The sequence below is a fragment of the Macrococcoides caseolyticum genome (assembly GCF_002902665.1).
Taxonomy (GTDB): Bacteria; Bacillota; Bacilli; order Staphylococcales; family Staphylococcaceae; genus Macrococcoides; species Macrococcoides caseolyticum.
In genome coordinates this window covers 23040-39412 of sequence record NZ_PPRM01000104.1, presented here as the reverse complement: position 1 = coordinate 39412, position 16373 = coordinate 23040, and the positions used below count along the sequence as shown (strand labels likewise).

General features: G+C 39.5%; 17 protein-coding genes and 10 tRNA genes. 23 read left to right on the top strand and 4 right to left on the bottom strand.

The window, feature by feature from the left end; genetic code table 11:
* Positions 1-44 precede the first annotated feature (44 nt).
* Complete coding sequence (locus tag CD152_RS10940; RefSeq protein WP_012657457.1) at positions 45-461, bottom strand: HIT family protein; 417 nt, start codon at positions 459-461, stop codon at positions 45-47.
* A gap of 132 nt (positions 462-593) precedes the next feature.
* Between CD152_RS10940 and CD152_RS10935 the strand changes: the two genes are divergently transcribed.
* Entirely contained in the window at positions 594-1328 is a 735-nt protein-coding gene (locus CD152_RS10935; protein ID WP_165980829.1) for an ABC transporter ATP-binding protein, read from the top strand.
* Entirely contained in the window at positions 1321-2532 is a 1212-nt protein-coding gene (locus tag CD152_RS10930; RefSeq protein ID WP_101140939.1) for an ABC transporter permease, read from the top strand. The genes CD152_RS10935 and CD152_RS10930 overlap by 8 nt, the downstream gene beginning before the upstream one ends.
* 58 nt (positions 2533-2590) lie before the next feature.
* Here CD152_RS10930 and CD152_RS10925 read toward each other — a convergent pair whose 3' ends face one another.
* A complete protein-coding gene (locus tag CD152_RS10925; protein WP_101140938.1) occupies positions 2591-3085 on the bottom strand; it encodes a hypothetical protein in 495 nt (164 codons plus the stop codon).
* Positions 3086-3219: 134 nt separating this feature from the next.
* Here CD152_RS10925 and hemE point away from each other — a divergent pair, with 134 nt between their 5' ends.
* From hemE to CD152_RS10905, 4 genes are read left to right on the top strand one after another with little or no spacing between them, the layout of a single operon-like run.
* Positions 3220-4266, top strand: coding sequence for a uroporphyrinogen decarboxylase (hemE, locus tag CD152_RS10920; protein WP_101140937.1), 1047 nt, complete (start codon positions 3220-3222; stop codon positions 4264-4266).
* A 14-nt stretch (positions 4267-4280) separates the two neighbouring features.
* On the top strand, positions 4281-5201 hold the full coding sequence (gene hemH, locus CD152_RS10915; protein ID WP_101140936.1) for a ferrochelatase: 921 nt from the start codon (positions 4281-4283) through the stop codon (positions 5199-5201).
* A 14-nt stretch (positions 5202-5215) separates the two neighbouring features.
* Positions 5216-6586 (top strand): protoporphyrinogen oxidase, encoded by a 1371-nt coding sequence (hemY, locus tag CD152_RS10910; RefSeq protein ID WP_169926207.1) that lies wholly within the window; start codon positions 5216-5218, stop codon positions 6584-6586.
* 12 nt (positions 6587-6598) lie between these two features.
* Positions 6599-7588 (top strand): lipoate--protein ligase, encoded by a 990-nt coding sequence (locus tag CD152_RS10905; protein ID WP_101140934.1) that lies wholly within the window; start codon positions 6599-6601, stop codon positions 7586-7588.
* 64 nt (positions 7589-7652) lie between these two features.
* Here the strand turns inward: CD152_RS10905 and CD152_RS10900 are convergent, their stop codons facing one another.
* Complete coding sequence (locus CD152_RS10900) at positions 7653-7859, bottom strand: IDEAL domain-containing protein (RefSeq protein ID WP_041636143.1); 207 nt, start codon at positions 7857-7859, stop codon at positions 7653-7655.
* A 258-nt stretch (positions 7860-8117) separates the two neighbouring features.
* Between CD152_RS10900 and CD152_RS10895 the strand changes: the two genes are divergently transcribed.
* From CD152_RS10895 to CD152_RS10835, 13 genes are all read left to right on the top strand, one after another.
* The gene (locus CD152_RS10895) at positions 8118-8663 is read left to right on the top strand and encodes a competence protein ComK (protein ID WP_157820992.1); all 546 of its coding nucleotides are present in this window, start codon (positions 8118-8120) and stop codon (positions 8661-8663) included.
* 85 nt (positions 8664-8748) lie between these two features.
* Positions 8749-8823, top strand: a tRNA-Asn gene (locus tag CD152_RS10890).
* A gap of 1 nt (position 8824) precedes the next feature.
* Positions 8825-8912: transfer RNA gene (locus tag CD152_RS10885), tRNA-Ser, on the top strand.
* Between the two features lie 209 nt (positions 8913-9121).
* Positions 9122-9195: transfer RNA gene (locus CD152_RS10880), tRNA-Met, on the top strand.
* A gap of 8 nt (positions 9196-9203) precedes the next feature.
* A tRNA-Asp gene (locus CD152_RS10875) sits at positions 9204-9279 on the top strand.
* A 5-nt stretch (positions 9280-9284) separates the two neighbouring features.
* A tRNA-Phe gene (locus CD152_RS10870) sits at positions 9285-9357 on the top strand.
* Positions 9358-9379: 22 nt separating this feature from the next.
* Positions 9380-9455: transfer RNA gene (locus CD152_RS10865), tRNA-His, on the top strand.
* A gap of 7 nt (positions 9456-9462) precedes the next feature.
* A tRNA-Gly gene (locus tag CD152_RS10860) sits at positions 9463-9536 on the top strand.
* A 4-nt stretch (positions 9537-9540) separates the two neighbouring features.
* Positions 9541-9615, top strand: a tRNA-Asn gene (locus CD152_RS10855).
* Positions 9616-9687, top strand: a tRNA-Glu gene (locus CD152_RS10850).
* A gap of 40 nt (positions 9688-9727) precedes the next feature.
* Positions 9728-9816, top strand: a tRNA-Ser gene (locus CD152_RS10845).
* Between the two features lie 112 nt (positions 9817-9928).
* The gene (locus CD152_RS10840; protein ID WP_086039060.1) at positions 9929-10390 is read left to right on the top strand and encodes a PH domain-containing protein; all 462 of its coding nucleotides are present in this window, start codon (positions 9929-9931) and stop codon (positions 10388-10390) included.
* A gap of 14 nt (positions 10391-10404) precedes the next feature.
* Complete coding sequence (locus CD152_RS10835; protein ID WP_103214785.1) at positions 10405-10668, top strand: hypothetical protein; 264 nt, start codon at positions 10405-10407, stop codon at positions 10666-10668.
* A 71-nt stretch (positions 10669-10739) separates the two neighbouring features.
* Here the strand turns inward: CD152_RS10835 and CD152_RS10830 are convergent, their stop codons facing one another.
* Positions 10740-11660, bottom strand: a complete 921-nt coding sequence (locus tag CD152_RS10830) for a 1,4-dihydroxy-2-naphthoate polyprenyltransferase (RefSeq protein ID WP_101143355.1) — start codon at positions 11658-11660, stop codon at positions 10740-10742.
* Positions 11661-11802: 142 nt separating this feature from the next.
* On the opposite strand from CD152_RS10830, the gene CD152_RS10825 reads away from it, so the two are divergent.
* Genes CD152_RS10825 through menB form a run of 4 tightly spaced genes read left to right on the top strand, consistent with a single transcriptional unit; the run spans position 11803 to position 16308 of the window.
* Positions 11803-13077: an isochorismate synthase gene (locus CD152_RS10825; RefSeq protein WP_157820991.1), complete on the top strand. Its 1275-nt coding sequence runs from the start codon at positions 11803-11805 to the stop codon at positions 13075-13077.
* Complete coding sequence (menD, locus tag CD152_RS10820) at positions 13070-14722, top strand: 2-succinyl-5-enolpyruvyl-6-hydroxy-3-cyclohexene-1-carboxylic-acid synthase (RefSeq protein WP_012657412.1); 1653 nt, start codon at positions 13070-13072, stop codon at positions 14720-14722. Before CD152_RS10825 ends, menD begins: the two co-directional genes overlap by 8 nt.
* Positions 14709-15497, top strand: a complete 789-nt coding sequence (gene menH / locus CD152_RS10815; RefSeq protein ID WP_101140927.1) for a 2-succinyl-6-hydroxy-2,4-cyclohexadiene-1-carboxylate synthase — start codon at positions 14709-14711, stop codon at positions 15495-15497. Before menD ends, menH begins: the two co-directional genes overlap by 14 nt.
* Entirely contained in the window at positions 15487-16308 is an 822-nt protein-coding gene (menB, locus tag CD152_RS10810) for a 1,4-dihydroxy-2-naphthoyl-CoA synthase (RefSeq protein WP_181451708.1), read from the top strand. The genes menH and menB overlap by 11 nt, the downstream gene beginning before the upstream one ends.
* Positions 16309-16373: the final 65 nt, after the last annotated feature.

Genomic DNA, 16373 nt, shown 5'->3' with positions numbered 1-16373 from the left:
TTTATTATAGTATACCCATATAATTATTTATTATGTAAAGAAAGTTATTCAATTGCATTTGCGATATTTGTTTTTAATGATTCCATATCAAGCGTATCTGGATGCGTTTCCCAAATATAGCCGAAGCCATCTATATCATCTTTATAACGTGGGATGATATGAAAGTGCAGGTGAAATACAGATTGATCTGCATAAGCTCTATTATTCTGAATGACATTGATACCGTCTGGCTGAAATGCTTTATCTACTGCTTTAGCAACCTTCTGTACTGATGTGATGACATGCTGTAAGTCTGAAGGTGCGATTGACAGCATATCTGCTGCAGCAGTTTTAGGGATAACAAGCGTATGCCCCTTAGATACTTGGGAAATATCGAGGAATGCATACGTATATTCATCCTCATAGACTTTGTATGATGGGATTTCACCTTTTAATATTTTACTAAATACTGTTTCTGACATTGTATGGCCTCCTATGCAATTTTCTCTATTATATAAGATTTTATTAAAATATTCACAACATACGTTATAATTGTAGCAACAATCATACATTTGATACAATGATGAAAAAAGTTTGTAGAATGGAGAATGAACGTGACAGTGAAAGTGATGAACTTGACAGGTGGCTATGGCAATCAGCCTGTCATACATGATATAGATTTTGAACTTCAAAATGGTGAAATCATCGGACTTATCGGGCTTAACGGAGCAGGTAAGAGTACGACAATCAAGCACCTGCTTGGATTGCTGAGACCCATCTCAGGAACGTTACAGATAGACGACGTATCATTAGCAGAACATCCTTATGAATATAGAAGTAAGCTTTCTTATATTCCTGAATCACCTGTCTTATATGAGGAACTGACATTAGCAGAACATATTGATATGACTGCAATGGCTTATCACATCTCGTTAGATGAAGCAATGAAACGGGCACGCCCATTATTGAAAGTCTTTAGATTAGAAGATAAATTAAAAGCTTTTCCAGCACATTTCTCTAAAGGAATGAAGCAGAAAGTGATGATCATATGTGCATTTATCGTTCAGCCTGAACTATATATTATCGATGAGCCGTTTCTCGGACTCGATCCACTAGGTATTCAAACGATGCTGGAACTTATGGTTGAAGCACGTCGGAACAATCGGACTGTATTAATGAGTACACATATTCTTGCAACAGCTGAGAAGTACTGTGACCGCTTCTTACTGATGCATCACGGCAGGCTTATTGCTTATGGGACCCTTAATGATTTGCAAGATCAGTTTAATATGCCGCATGCATCCCTGGATGACATCTATGTTCATGTGACAGGTGACGCACATGAGTAAAGCACGCCAATTATTTTATGATAGGAAGGTAAGAAACGATAAAGAGGTCGCTTATTATAGTAAGTTTATCTTTAATGGCCATTTTATTGTTTTCTTGACGATTGCATTTGGCGCATTGATGCTGCAATATTCTCAGCTGCTCAAGAATCTTCCGGATAATGTCAATTATAATCTGATCATCGCTGTAATACTCGCAACGCTTACAGTTACACCGCTTAGAACTTTTATGAAATCTGCAGATAGCGTCTTTCTGCTCAATTTTGAACGCGATATGCCCGCTTACTTTAAATATGCCGTTATGAGGAGCGGTCGTCTGCGCACACTATTATTTATCGTTACGGGAGGCATATTGGTGCCGCTATATATGGAAAGAACAGCATCAGTGACAGGATTTATATGTGCAATTGTTCTAGGGGTGTGGATGATTTATAGTGGGCTTATTATGCGTCATTTGATGATGATGCTTGGCATTACAAATGGATACATCAGCTTACTTATTTTTTTAATGGCACTATCTGGGATCTATACTGCACTTGAAGGGTTACCGGTCACGATCATTTCTATTATTTTGTTTACAATAAGTTTAATCTATCTATTGAACAAGAATGCAGCACACCGTCTGCTAAACTTTGATTACTATATAGATTATGAACACCAGCTGAATCAAGCCCAGAATAAGCTGATCAATATGTTTACAGATGTAAAAGGGATGAAGGATAAAGCAGTACGGAGACGATACCTTGATATACTACTTCCACGAAAATCGCACTATACTGAGCAGCATATGTTTGAGTATTTATTCGTCAGAAATTTTGTGAGAAGTAATGATAGTATGTGGATTGTAGTGCGTCTGATTGTTGTCGGCTGCGTTCTTATGTGGCTCGTACACCATTATATAGTAGGCCTTATCATCGGTTTATTCTTTAGCTATGCGATTATTATGCAAGCATCTCAGTTCTATAAGATGCAGGCGTTCAGTCTCTGGCCGAAAGTATGGCCGACACCTGAAGCGCTCGTTCTTCAAGGATTCAGAAAGTTTATACATAAACTTTCGATAGTCACAACGACAGTGATCACCGTCTGTTATATCCTTATCTATCCATCGCACTTTTATTTCGCTCTCATCCTCTATGTGATGATGTTCTTTGCATTGAATAGTGTTGCAGCGAAGATTGAGAAGCGTATGAACCTTTTAAGAGACTGAAGTATCCATATAAAACCATCCTCTCCAGCGGTCTGGAAAGGATAGTTTTATTGATATTCTAGTCTTCAAGTGGAAACAGATGCTTCGTATAATAAATGTTATTGATGAAGTCTGCAGACTGATATTGTTTTAATGCGTCTTCGCTTAAATATTTACGGAAGAAACTACTTTTCTTAAAGTCAGTCATATGTGCTTTTGAATCAAATTGCAACACGTAAGCGTAAGTTTCACCACGTACGGGTTTAAGTAATCGCAAAGCATGATAACCTTCATATTGGTGTAAGTCTTCGAGAGGTAATTCACGGGTATCGAATACGTCCTGTCTTGTGTCACTGACAACAAAGTATATCATTAACATCGGCAGCTCAAGCAACACTCCATCTTGACGAATGACATCGAATGTCTGAGGTGCGCTGAATAATGTTTCTTGATCTGTTTCTTCATATAAATACGTGTTATCTTCTGCAACAAAAGTAAAGATATCACGTGTTTTATTATTATTGACAATCTGTTTAAGAAAATATTCTGTTCCATACGTAATATACGTTTTCATAATAATTCCTCCTTTATATACACTACCCGATTTTAAAAGAGATATGTCAGTTTTATGACATTGTTTAATAATAGTTATTCTAATCTGTTTGTATGATAAAATCGAATATATATGAATAATAGGGGGAAATACGCTTGAATCAATTTAATGACACTATCTTAAGAGCTGCACGTGGAGAGAAGACGGAGCATACACCGGTATGGTTTATGCGTCAGGCCGGACGTAGTCAGCCAGAATACAGAAAGATTAAAGAGACACATAGTTTATTTGAAATTACGCATGATCCGGAGTTGTGTGCTTACGTAACAAAGCTTCCGGTTGATCAGTATAATACAGATGCTGCAATTTTATATAAGGATATAATGAGTCCTCTTGGTGCTATTGGCGTGGATGTTGAAATCAAATCGGGTATCGGTCCTGTTATCGATAACCCAATCCGTTCAAAGAAGGATGTAGAAAAGTTAGGTGAAATACATCCAGAACAGGATGTACCTTACATTCTTGATACGATTAAATTATTAACGACTGAACAGCTAAATGTTCCTTTGATTGGTTTTACAGGTGCACCTTTTACGTTAGCGAGCTATATGATTGAAGGTGGTCCTTCTAAAAACTATAATAAGACAAAGGCGATGATGTATGAGGCGCCTGAAGCATGGCATTTGCTGATGGATAAACTCGCAGATATGTGTATCACATATACACATGCACAAATCGATGCCGGATGTAAGATGATCCAAGTGTTTGATTCGTGGGTGGGTGCATTAAATCGCGCAGATTATCATACATTTATTGCACCACATATGGAACGTATATTCAAAGAAATTAAAGCGAAAGGTGTACCAGTTACAACGTTCGGAGTTGGTGCAAGCCATTTAATCGAAGAGTGGAACGCATTACCTGTAGATGTATTAGGACTCGACTGGAGATTGCAGATTGAAGAAGCACGTCAGTTAGGCATTACAAAGACACTTCAGGGTAACTTAGATCCCGCAATTCTTATGGCGCCGTGGGAAGTAATTGAGTCTCATCTTAAGCGTATTCTAGATCAAGGACTACAATCAGATAGCTACATCTTTAACTTAGGGCACGGAGTATTTCCAGAAGTACAACCTGATACGTTAAGACGTGTAAGTACGTTTGTACATGATTATTCACGCGCTTATAAAGCAAAATCATAAAGGGGAATTGAACTATGACAAAAAAAGGACTACTTGTAATGGCATATGGTACGCCATATACAGAAGAAGATATTGAACCATACTATACACATATACGACGCGGTAGAAAGCCAAGTGAAGAAGCACTGCAGGATTTAAAGGACCGTTACAAAGCAATCGGTGGTATCTCTCCGCTTGCAGGAACGACTGAACGTCAAGCTGAAGCGCTTGTGCAAGCCTTAAATGAAAGAACAGGCGAACAGTATCAACTGTATATCGGTTTAAAGCACATCGCACCATTCATCGAGGACGCAGTGGAACAGATGGCGAAGGACGGAATTACAGAAGCGGTAACGATAGTACTTGCACCACATTATTCGAACTTTTCGGTTGGTAGCTACAATAAACGTGCACGTGAGATTGCGGAAATGAAAGGTATTAAACTGTATCATGTAGACGCATTCTACAAACAGGAGAAGTTTATCCAGTACTGGACGGAACAAGTAAATCAGACACTTTCCCATATCCCTGAATCTGAGCAGGATGATACTGTGCTTATCGTAAGTGCTCACAGCCTTCCAGAGAAGATTAAAGAGATGGGAGATCCTTATCCAGCTCAGTTAGAAGAAACGGCGCAAATGATTAAGGACAGATCAGACATTAAGCATGTAGAAATTGGTTGGCAGTCAGAAGGAAATACACCTGATCCTTGGCTCGGTCCGGATGTTCAGGATTTAACCAGAGCAATCTATGAAGAGAAGCATTATCAGCATTTTATTTACACACCAGTGGGGTTCGTATGTGAACATCTGGAAGTACTTTATGATAATGACTACGAATGCAAAGTTGTATGTGATGCACTAGGCGTTAAGTACTATAGACCAGATATGCCAGACACACATCCATTATTTGTCGGGGCTATGGTAGACGAAATAGTGTCAGTAATTAATTCATAGAAAAGAGCTGTTATATTATGAAGAAATGTGCAATTATCGGAGCGGGTATCACTGGACTGTCAGCTGCATATTATCTTGGACAGGAGTCACCCGATTTTGAGATTGATATTATTGAAGCAAGTGGTGTTCCAGGCGGTAAGATTAAAACATATCGCAAAGATGGTTATACGATTGAATTAGGACCAGAATCTTATTTAGGCCGAAAGAAAATTATGACAGAACTTGCCGCAGATATTGGAATGAAAGATGATCTCGTTGTTAACAATACTGGCCAGTCTTATATATATGCAAAGAATAAGCTCCATCCGATACCAGGTGGTGCTATTCTCGGTATCCCTACTGAACTGCGCCCTTTTATTACAACAAGATTGATTTCACCAATTGGGAAAGTTCGAGCAGCAATGGATTATATCATCAAACCGAAACCAATGAATCCGGATGTTTCAGTCGGAGCATTCTTCAGACGTCGTCTTGGTAATGAAACGCTTGAGAATCTTATTGAGCCACTGATGTCTGGTATATACGGAGCAGATATCGATAAACTTAGCTTGAAGTCAACATTCCCAGATTTCAAAAAGACAGAAGAAGCTTACGGAAGTTTAATAAAAGGGATGCGAAGCAGCCGTAAAGAGACGAAATCAGCGCCAAAACAAGGGCAGTTCCGTCAGTTCAAAAACGGCTTGCAAAGTTTTATAGAGCGTCTTGCTGAAGTACTTGTCAACAGAGGAGTTGCAATTAAATATAACCACAAAGTTGAAGCAATCAATAAGACTGCACAAGGCTATGAGATTACAATGAATGGAGAAACTCATTTTTATGACAGTGTTATTGTAACTGTACCACATACAGTATTTAAAGACTGGTTTAAGGATGGACCACTGGATTACTTCCAGACGATGAAAACAACAAGCGTAGCAACAGTCGTAATGGCCTTTGATGAATCGCAAGTGAATAATAAGGCTAACGGCACTGGATTTGTTATCGCACGTAATTCAGATACAGTTATTACCGCATGCACCTGGACAGATAAGAAATGGTCTCATGCGGCACCTAAAGGTAAGACGTTACTGCGTGCCTATGTAGGGAGACCAGGAGATACTGTCGTTCAAGATCATGATGATGCAGCTATTGTTAAGCTTGCCCGTCAAGACTTAGACAAGATGATGGAAATTACCGGGGAACCAGAGTTCTCTATCGTTACGAGATTATATAACAGCATGCCACAATACGAAGTAGGACATATCGATAAGATTCATACCATTCAACACTACGTATCGACACATTATGCTAATTTGGTAATTACAGGTGCCTCATTTGAAGCAGTTGGATTACCTGACTGTATCTCACAGGCACAAAAAGCGGCATTAAAGATCGCGCATCGCTAAGAGGAGGACGATATGAAATTCATTCATAACAATAACATAACAGACCCAACAATCAATCTTGCAATGGAAGAATATGTATTGAAGTATCTGCCAAAAGATGACTCATATTTCTTATTTTATGTGAATGAACCATCTATTATTATCGGTAAGAATCAGAATACATTTGCAGAGATTAATCAATCCTATGTCGATGAACACAACATTCACGTAGTGCGCCGTATATCTGGCGGTGGTGCAGTGTATCATGACCTTGGTAATCTTAACTTTAGTTTCGTCACTAAAGCAGATGAAGAGAGTTTCCATAACTTTAAGAAGTTTACGATGCCAATCGTAGAAGCGTTAAACCGTTTAGGGGTTGACGCTGAAATGAGTGGTCGTAATGACCTGCAAGTTGGTGAACGTAAGATATCTGGAAATGCAATGTTTCAGTCAGGAGATCGCATGTTCAGCCATGGAACGTTAATGCTGGATAGTGATATTGAAGAAGTTGTCAAGAGCTTAACAGTTAACGAGAAGAAACTGATTACAAAAGGTATTAAGTCTATTCGCTCACGTGTTGCTAATATCCAGGAGTTTCTCGACGAGCCAATGGATATGGAAACGTTTAAGAAGACATTGCTACATTCGATATTCAAAGGTGAAGCAGTAGAGCAATATGTGTTGACTGATAAAGACTGGAAGCAAATTGATGCGCTCAGCAATGAAAAATATCGCAACTTCGACTGGAATTATGGTAAGAATCCGAAATACAATTATGAAGTTAAACAGAAGTTTCCAGGTGGAATGCTGGAACTTAAAATAGATGTAAGAAATGGTATTATGCAAGATGTTAAAATCTACGGAGATTTCTTTGGTGTTGGAGAGATTGCAGACGTAGAATCGAAGTTAAAGGGATTACCGCATCAAAAGCAGTCTGTCGAAGCGGCAATCGAGAAGATAGATTTTACTCATTATTTTGGCAGAGTGACAGCGGAAGAGTTTTTAAGTTTAATCGCAATATAATATAAGAGCGTATGTTCACATGATAACAGTGAATATACGCTCATTTTATTATTTCGGTATTCAATTACAGTTCCTCCAGCGCTTTTAGTTCATTTGTATAATTAAAGAAAGCTTCTTTGTCATTATGTATTAGCGCCTCATCAATCTTTACTTTCAGCTCTTTGATATTGTGTGATCTTACTGCATTATCGACAATTAGTTCAATATAGAGGGAATTTAAATTAGATACAAATGTTTCCAGACCGCTTAGTTGAGCTTGATATTGATTCATAGTAAGAACCTCCTTTAGTGATTATAAATGAGTATAAAACAGTAAAAACAAAATTGCAATATAATTCTGAAAATTTAAATTATTTTATATTATAATATAGCCTGCTGGTAAGATTAATAAACGTTAATGGCAATATATTTAAAAAAAAATAAGAAAACTAACATAATGTAAATTTCTTAAAATTATTTGATGATTTAACAAATGTTAAATAAAATCACATATAATAAAGTTAATATTCATTTGATAAGGAGATTAATGATGGCAAAATATATTATTACAGAACGTACAATGTATATTAAAAGTCATTTTGAACAGAAACAGCATCTGTCGCTTGTCGGAGAATTTAATGAAACCCCATTTATCGTAGAAGAAAGACCACTCTCAATTATAGAGACTTCATGTGTTTTTTATCATTCATCCTATAATAATCGTAAGCTTGCCACAAAGCTTATTGCCAATATTACGACGAAGCCCCCTATTGTCGTTGACCCAGGGTGTAATGCCTATTTCTTCCCGACTCATAGTGATCGTTCTAAAGAACAGAGCTGGATTAACTTGCAATATGTCGATCATTACAAAGCAGGGGAGTTTCTAGATACAATTGTCTACTTTGATGATAAGTCGAATATTTCTGTACCAATCAGTAAGTATGTGTTTAATTCACAGTTCATCAATACCATTAAGCTGGAATACTCACTTAGGACAAAGCTTAAGAAGCAAGATCGATTACATAAACGCAATATAGATGAGCAAATGAATCCAAAACTCATCGAAATACTATCAATGTATTCATTATTGAGTTAATAGTGTAAAAGTAACATAAAAAAATTTACTAAAACTATTGACCAATTGCTTTGAATTGATATAATAGTATTTGTTGATTAATTAATCCACAGTAGCTCAGTGGTAGAGCTATCGGCTGTTAACCGATCGGTCGTAGGTTCGAGTCCTACCTGTGGAGCCATGGAGATGTACTCAAGTGGCTGAAGAGGCGCCCCTGCTAAGGGTGTAGGTCGGGTAACCGGCGCGAGAGTTCAAATCTCTCCATCTCCGTTATGAGGAACAAGGCGAACGCCTTGTTCTTATTTTTATGTTTCTATTCATCCAATAGCTAAAGATACAGAAAAACATATTATTGTTTATAAAATTTTTGTTATATTAATGCATGTTAAGGGTTTATTTACACCTTTTTAATATTGCATTCACAAAATTAAAGTGCTATATTATATAAGTAATCTTTTTGAGGTATTATTTATTATTATCGCGGGATGGAGCAGTCTGGTAGCTCGTCGGGCTCATAACCCGAAGGTCGGTGGTTCAAATCCGCCTCCCGCAATTATTAGTGGTCCCGTGGTGTAGCGGTTAACATGCCTGCCTGTCACGCAGGAGATCGCGGGTTCGATTCCCGTCGGGACCGCCATGTTTGGCTCAGTAGCTCAGTCGGTAGAGCAAAGGATTGAAAATCCTTGTGTCGGCGGTTCGATTCCGTCCTGAGCCATATTTTAATTTTATTATGTAAGGCGATTGTGGCGAAGTGGTTAACGCATCGGATTGTGGTTCCGACATTCGTGGGTTCGATTCCCATCAGTCGCCCCATTGTTAAGCGGGTGTAGTTAAATGGTATAACCTCAGCCTTCCAAGCTGATGTCGTCGGTTCGATTCCGATCACCCGCTCCATTAATCCACAGTAGCTCAGTGGTAGAGCTATCGGCTGTTAACCGATCGGTCGTAGGTTCGAGTCCTACCTGTGGAGCCAGGCCCCTTGGTCAAGCGGTTAAGACACCGCCCTTTCACGGCGGTAACACGGGTTCGAATCCCGTAGGGGTCATATAATCAGAAGTGAAATATCGCTTCTGATTTTTTTATTAGGAAGGTTGTCCGAGCTGGCCGAAGGAGCACGCCTGGAAAGTGTGTAAACGCTAACCGCGTTTCAAGGGTTCGAATCCCTTACCTTCCGCTAACAGAGATTCTTTTGCGAAAGAATCTCTTTTTTACTGCAATTATTTAATGCGTATTGTATTTAATCTATGTATAATTTATGAATAAACTAACAATAAAAGGTGGGCGTCATGCAAGATAAATTATCGACACGAAAGGTTCTCGCGAATCTTACATATCCGGTACGATATAAAAGGTTTTCCAAAATCTTTAAACGAATTAGAAAGTCTGAACGTAGGTTCTTTATCAAATTACTTAAAGTAATATGTAAGGATATAAAGAATAAAGAGCTGATCTACTTTGCTTCTTATAGTCAGATCAACTTAAATCAGTCAGGATTGATTCTGTTGCTTAATGACAGAATCGTGCTCATTCACAGCAAACCGAAATCAAAGCGTAAGTATTATGATGTTATTCCGTATCATAATGTCGTAGATGTAGATTTCGAAAAGCAGGAGGATGATTTTGGTAACTTATTCTTAAAGATCAGTCGTGAGCATTTAAGTGACAAGACTTATACCATTCGTATGATTAAGAATGATGACTTGCCTGAAATGACACAATTTATTAGAATAAAAATATCAGAAAACTAATTTCGGAGGAGAATATGGCGAATATTGATAAACTTGTATCATATGCAGAATTAAAATTAGGTCAAATTGGTAAGGATTATAGAGAACATCATGGTGAAGAAGAAACACATGAGATTGAGCCTTCTTCATACGAAGTGAGTGGGACAAATATCATTGTACATTATCATTCAGATCAATATACAATCGATTTAAATAAAGCAGGTTTAAAAGATGCGTTAACAGAAAGCGATATCCAAGAAGTGGTGGAGCGTTTAAACGAATTTTTTGATCATGCGTAAAATGTTATCATAAGAATAGAAAGAGCGATGTTAGAAAATAATTTCTAACATCGCTCTTGTTGTTGATAATATTAAATTGCTGTCAAGCCTGCCATGTAGAGACCAAGTGCAAACAGCAGGCCAAATACTGTATTGAACTGTCCAGTGACTTTCATCGCTGGCATCAGTTCAATCGGTGTATTACCGTGTAAGAATCGACGTACTGCCTTAATCGGTAAGTTAAAGCTCAGAAGTACAAGCAACATAAATAGCGAACCATAAGGTTTTGTAAATACTAAGTAGAAGACTGCGAGAAAACTGACAAGGTAAAGTGCAGCCATCGTATAGATTGCAAGCGTCTTGCCGACAAGAATAACGAATGTCTTTCTACCGCTTACTTTATCTTTCACGCGGTCACGAATGTTGTTTGCCATATTTATCATACCGATATTAATAGATACAGGAATGCTGGCGATTGCAGGGTAGGCATGTAAGTGACCTGTCTGAATATAGAACGTAATCATAATGATGACATACCCCATAAAGAAACCTGCGAAGATTTCTCCGAACGGTGTCCATGAAATTGGAACAGGTCCTCCCGTATAGAAGTAACCAACAGCCATACAGACGATACCTACAAGCAGAATGAGCCATGATGAATTTGCGCAGATGTAGATACCGATGATTGCTGCAATAATATAGAATGCTACTGCGAGATTATAGACCGATTTCGAAGACATTCCGTTACGTACAATCGCGCCTCCGATACCTACAGATGTATGGTCATCTAAACCACGTTTATAATCAAAGTATTCATTGAACATATTTGTTGCTGCCTGAATTAAGAGACATGCGATGAGCATCAATATTAGCATATCCATACGTATCTCAGTAAAATATCTGGCACAAGCGGTACCAACTAATACAGGAACGAAGCTTGCAGTTAACGTGTGTGGACGCATAAGATGATAGTACTTTTTAAACCCGGTTTGAGTTTGAAGATGTTCCGACATTTTATATACCTCATTTATTATGTGATGATTAAATTTTATGCATAAAATACGTTTCAGTCAATAAGTATATAATTTGTCATAAGTCTATAGAATAATGGTAAAATAGGAATTATATTATTTCGTTTAGAAAGAAGTGTTTTTTGTGCCAGTAGATCTAACTTTAAAGGCGATATATCAATACCTTTATAAAGGAGTGACCCACGAAGCTGCAATCTTCCGTCACTTTGCCGAATATAAAGGGGAAAGATTTCTATATATTAATAAAGATAAATCATTAAAGATTATCGGTATTGGTGTTCAGTCACTGATTGAATACAGTACGATTGATCCAGAAGGTGTAGAAGAGGCGTTTCATAATCAAATCGCGGATGCCCAGATTCATGGGGATTCCAAACTGCATTTGAAGCTGTTTGGAGGATTTTATTTCGATGAAGCAGAGAGTCCTGACTTCGCTACGTTCTCTAAAAGTCATTTCGTAATCCCGAAAATACAGATTGTTATAGAAGAAGAGGGCTCATGGATCATCTTTACTGATCATACGCTTGACCGTGAACGCATATGCGTTGATCTCACATCGCTCCCTCCATTGGACATTCAGCACAATACGCTTCTGGACAGTGAAGATATGGAATTAGAGACCTTTCGAATGAATGCGACAGAAGCGATTCAAAAGATGCAGCAAGGTGCATTCGATAAAGTAGTGCTGTCCCGTAAGCGACAACTGACGATGACGTCACCGATTGAAGTTGAGACGTTAATTGATGCAGCATCACGCAATCATGAGCTGAGCTATACGATGGTGATGGAGTCAGGGAGTAAGACATTTATCTCTAAGACACCAGAGCAGCTTGTCGCAGTCATGGATGGTGTCATCTATACGAATGCAATCGCTGGAACGATGCCGAAGACAGTGAGTGATGCTAAAGATTTACTTCAGAGCGATGAGAAGAATCTTCATGAACATCGTATCGTCGTACAAAGTATTGAGCAGGATTTAGCGCCTTTTAGTCAGAATATTATCATGAAAGAGTATCCTGAAATTCTCGAGAATCAATTTCTCTATCATCTTTATACTCCGATCAAAGCAAAGCTGAATAATGGTAGCACGCTACGTGTCACACGTGCACTGCATCCGACACCTGCGCTAGGCGGTTATCCGAAAACTGAGGCGATAGCATTTCTAGAAAAAGCAGGAGAGCACCGTGGTCTATATGGTGCACCAGTCGGCTATGTGGATGCACAAGGTGACGGTGAGTTTATCGTTGCGATTCGTTCGATGGTTATTGAAGACAATCGTGCGATACTGTTTGCCGGATGTGGAATTGTTCGGGACAGTGAAGTTGAGAGTGAAGTGTATGAGACAGAGATTAAATTTAAACCGATGTTACAAATGTTAGGAGTGCCACATCATGAATGATGCATTGACGCAACAAGTATTTCATTTAGTTAAACGTATGCGTGATTACGGGATTGAAGAGGTTGTGATTTCACCGGGATCGCGTTCGACACCATTAGCCATCGCCTGTGAACTGCATGAGCAGATTACGACCTATATTCATCCGGATGAACGTAGTGCTGCTTTCTTTGCCCTTGGGCTGATTAAGGCAACAAATAAGCCCGTCGCCATATTATGCACTTCTGGTACTGCTGCAAGCAACTACGTACCGGCAGTTACAGAAGCGTTTATCAGTCATCTGCCGCTCGTAGTGCTGACGAGCGATCGTCCGCATGAACTGCGCAATGTCGGTGCACCACAAGCAATCAATCAAGTAGGCATGTTCCGGAACTTTGTTATGTATGAGCGTGACTTTCCGATTGCAGATGATACGACCGGCACGGTAGATTTTATTGAACATGTGATGCAGCAGGCGAGTGCACATTTCAAAGGCCCGATGCGTGGACCTGTGCATTTTAATATACCTTTTAGAGAACCGCTGATGCCAGACATGACACAGAAGCATCTGCTCAGCTACATGCCTGTGCCTGAAGTACTCTACCAGAAATCTTTCAATGTGCATCTGATGCGCCCGATACTTTCATTAGGTAATGGATTAATTATTGCAGGAGATGCACAGCAGGAAGACTTGACGCAGCTTCTCATCTTCTCGACGATTCATCATATACCAATTATTGCAGATCCGCTTAGTCAATTGCGTGATACACGACACCCGAACGTGATAACGACAGGTGATAGCGCATTTAAAGCATTGACAAATGTTCAGCCAGGCTACGTCATTCGTGTGGGCCACGCTGTCGTATCAAAGCCGATCAATCAGTGGCTAAGAGCACTTGATGTCCCGCAAGTACTTGTGCAATCACGCACGACACCGGATACTTTCCCGAAAGTGCCGGATCTCTTTATCGAGATGACTGCTAATGATTTCTTCAGACAGCTGGCAGAGGAGCAGCCTGTTGATAATCGAGAATGGCTTAAATACTGGCAGACGCTGAATGACTTCATTACAAATCAGATTCATCAGCATACGCAAGTTGTAACGGATGAGGGTCGTGCCATCTATCGTATCTTCGGTCAGATAGAAGATAATGAAGTACTCTTTCTCGGCAATAGCATGCCGATACGCGACTGTGATACTTTCTTTACACACTTTAATGGTAAACCATTCTGTAACCGTGGTGCGAACGGCATTGATGGCGTTGTCAGTACGGCGATGGGGATGGCAGTTCACAAAAAGGTCACGCTCATTATCGGTGATATATCGTTCTACCATGACCTGAATGGACTCATTATGAAGAAGCTTGAAGCTATTGATATAAATATTGTCGTGTTCAACAATAATGGTGGCGGCATCTTCAGCTATCTACCACAAAAAGAGGATGACACGCATTTCGAGCGATTGTTTGGCACACCGCTGGACATTGACTTTAAACACGCAGCGGCACTCTATGAATTTAACTACTATAAATATAATGCGTTCGACAACATCACACTACCAAAAAGTGGGGCAAATATTATCGAAGTCATTACAGACCGAGAAGAGAACTTAAGCGCACATAGACAGCTGCAGCATACATTAAAGGAAAAGCTCAATGCTGAACTATAAACGCATTACGCATAACCACTCCGATGTCCTTGTCATGATCCATGGCTTTCTCGGCAATGTACACACCTTTGAGCCTTACATCTCCAAGTTTGAAGCATATGTTGATATCATACTGATTGAATGTCCCGGGCATGGAGAAGGGAATGACTTTAAAGCAACGTGGGACTTTCCATATATCAGTCAGGCACTTATTGAAACCATCGCGCAGTTTCACTATAACAACGTCTACTTATATGGCTACTCGATGGGTGGACGCATTGCGCTATATACAGCCATCCATTATAGAGACCATATTCATAAGCTCATATTAGAATCATCGACACCAGGACTGGAAACTACGGATGCACAAATAGCGCGCATTAAACAAGACTTACAGCAGTCAGCATCAATGATAACGGATTACGCAGCTTTCGTTAAACGCTGGGAACAGTTACCGCTGTTCAAGACATACCATCCATTAACACACGTTGCTGAAGCAAGGCAGCACAATACACGACTCAATCATGAACCGTTAGCCGTCGCCAAGGCGCTCATAGAATATGGAACAGGCAAGCAGCCGAACCTCTGGCCGCATTTACCTGAGCTTAAACTGCCGGTACTTTTACTGACCGGCAGTCTCGACACGAAATTCTGCGCTATCGCAAAGCGTATGCATACAATGCTGCCAAACAGCACACATACAATAATTGACGCAGGTCATACAATTCATGTGGAGAATTCACAAATATTTGATACAATAATAGTATCGTTTATCAAGGAGGAAAATCATGACTAGAGTTTGGGAAACAATTAAAGAATATAACGAAATTAAATATGAATATTTCGAAGGGATCGGTAAGATTACAATTAACCGTCCACACGTACGTAACGCATTTACACCGAATACAGTAATGGAAATGATCGATGCTTTCTCACGTGCACGTGATGACCAAAGAATCGGTGTCATCATCTTAACAGGTGAAGGCGATATGGCATTCTGTTCAGGTGGAGACCAGAAAGTACGTGGACACGGCGGATACGTAGGTGATGATAACATTCCACGTCTAAACGTTCTGGATCTTCAACGTTTAATTCGTGTAATTCCTAAACCAGTTATCGCGATGGTACGTGGTTATGCGATTGGTGGCGGACACGTATTACACGTCGTATGTGACTTAACGATTGCTGCAGATAATGCACGCTTCGGTCAAACAGGACCTAAAGTAGGATCATTCGATGCAGGGTACGGTTCAGGTTACTTAGCACGTATTATCGGGCATAAGAAAGCACGTGAAATCTGGTACTTATGCCGTCAGTATGATGCGCAGGAAGCATTGGATATGGGACTTGTGAATACAGTTGTACCATTAGCTGAAGTAGAAGATGAAACAGTGAAATGGTGTAAAGAAATCCTACAGCACTCACCAACAGCATTACGTTTCTTAAAAGCAGCGATGAACGCTGATACTGACGGATTAGCTGGGTTACAGCAGTTCGCAGGAGATGCGACATTACTTTACTACACAAGTGATGAAGCGAAAGAAGGCCGTGACGCATTCAAAGAGAAACGCGAACCGAACTTTGATCAGTTCCCGAAATTCCCATAAAGAGAGGTTGGAACTAATGTGTTCTGACCCGAAGTAAAACCCGGATAATGCTAAGAAAATGCTTT

Coding starts and splice junctions, on each gene's coding strand:
- CD152_RS10940 (WP_012657457.1), bottom strand. CDS start 461: ATGTCAGAAACAGTATTTAGTAAAATATTAAAAGGTGAAATCCCATCA.
- CD152_RS10930 (WP_101140939.1), top strand. CDS start 1,321: ATGAGTAAAGCACGCCAATTATTTTATGATAGGAAGGTAAGAAACGAT.
- CD152_RS10925 (WP_101140938.1), bottom strand. CDS start 3,085: ATGAAAACGTATATTACGTATGGAACAGAATATTTTCTTAAACAGATT.
- hemH (WP_101140936.1), top strand. CDS start 4,281: ATGACAAAAAAAGGACTACTTGTAATGGCATATGGTACGCCATATACA.
- CD152_RS10905 (WP_101140934.1), top strand. CDS start 6,599: ATGAAATTCATTCATAACAATAACATAACAGACCCAACAATCAATCTT.
- CD152_RS10900 (WP_041636143.1), bottom strand. CDS start 7,859: ATGAATCAATATCAAGCTCAACTAAGCGGTCTGGAAACATTTGTATCT.
- CD152_RS10895 (WP_157820992.1), top strand. CDS start 8,118: ATGGCAAAATATATTATTACAGAACGTACAATGTATATTAAAAGTCAT.
- CD152_RS10840 (WP_086039060.1), top strand. CDS start 9,929: ATGCAAGATAAATTATCGACACGAAAGGTTCTCGCGAATCTTACATAT.
- CD152_RS10835 (WP_103214785.1), top strand. CDS start 10,405: ATGGCGAATATTGATAAACTTGTATCATATGCAGAATTAAAATTAGGT.
- CD152_RS10830 (WP_101143355.1), bottom strand. CDS start 11,660: ATGTCGGAACATCTTCAAACTCAAACCGGGTTTAAAAAGTACTATCAT.
- menD (WP_012657412.1), top strand. CDS start 13,070: ATGAATGATGCATTGACGCAACAAGTATTTCATTTAGTTAAACGTATG.
- menH (WP_101140927.1), top strand. CDS start 14,709: ATGCTGAACTATAAACGCATTACGCATAACCACTCCGATGTCCTTGTC.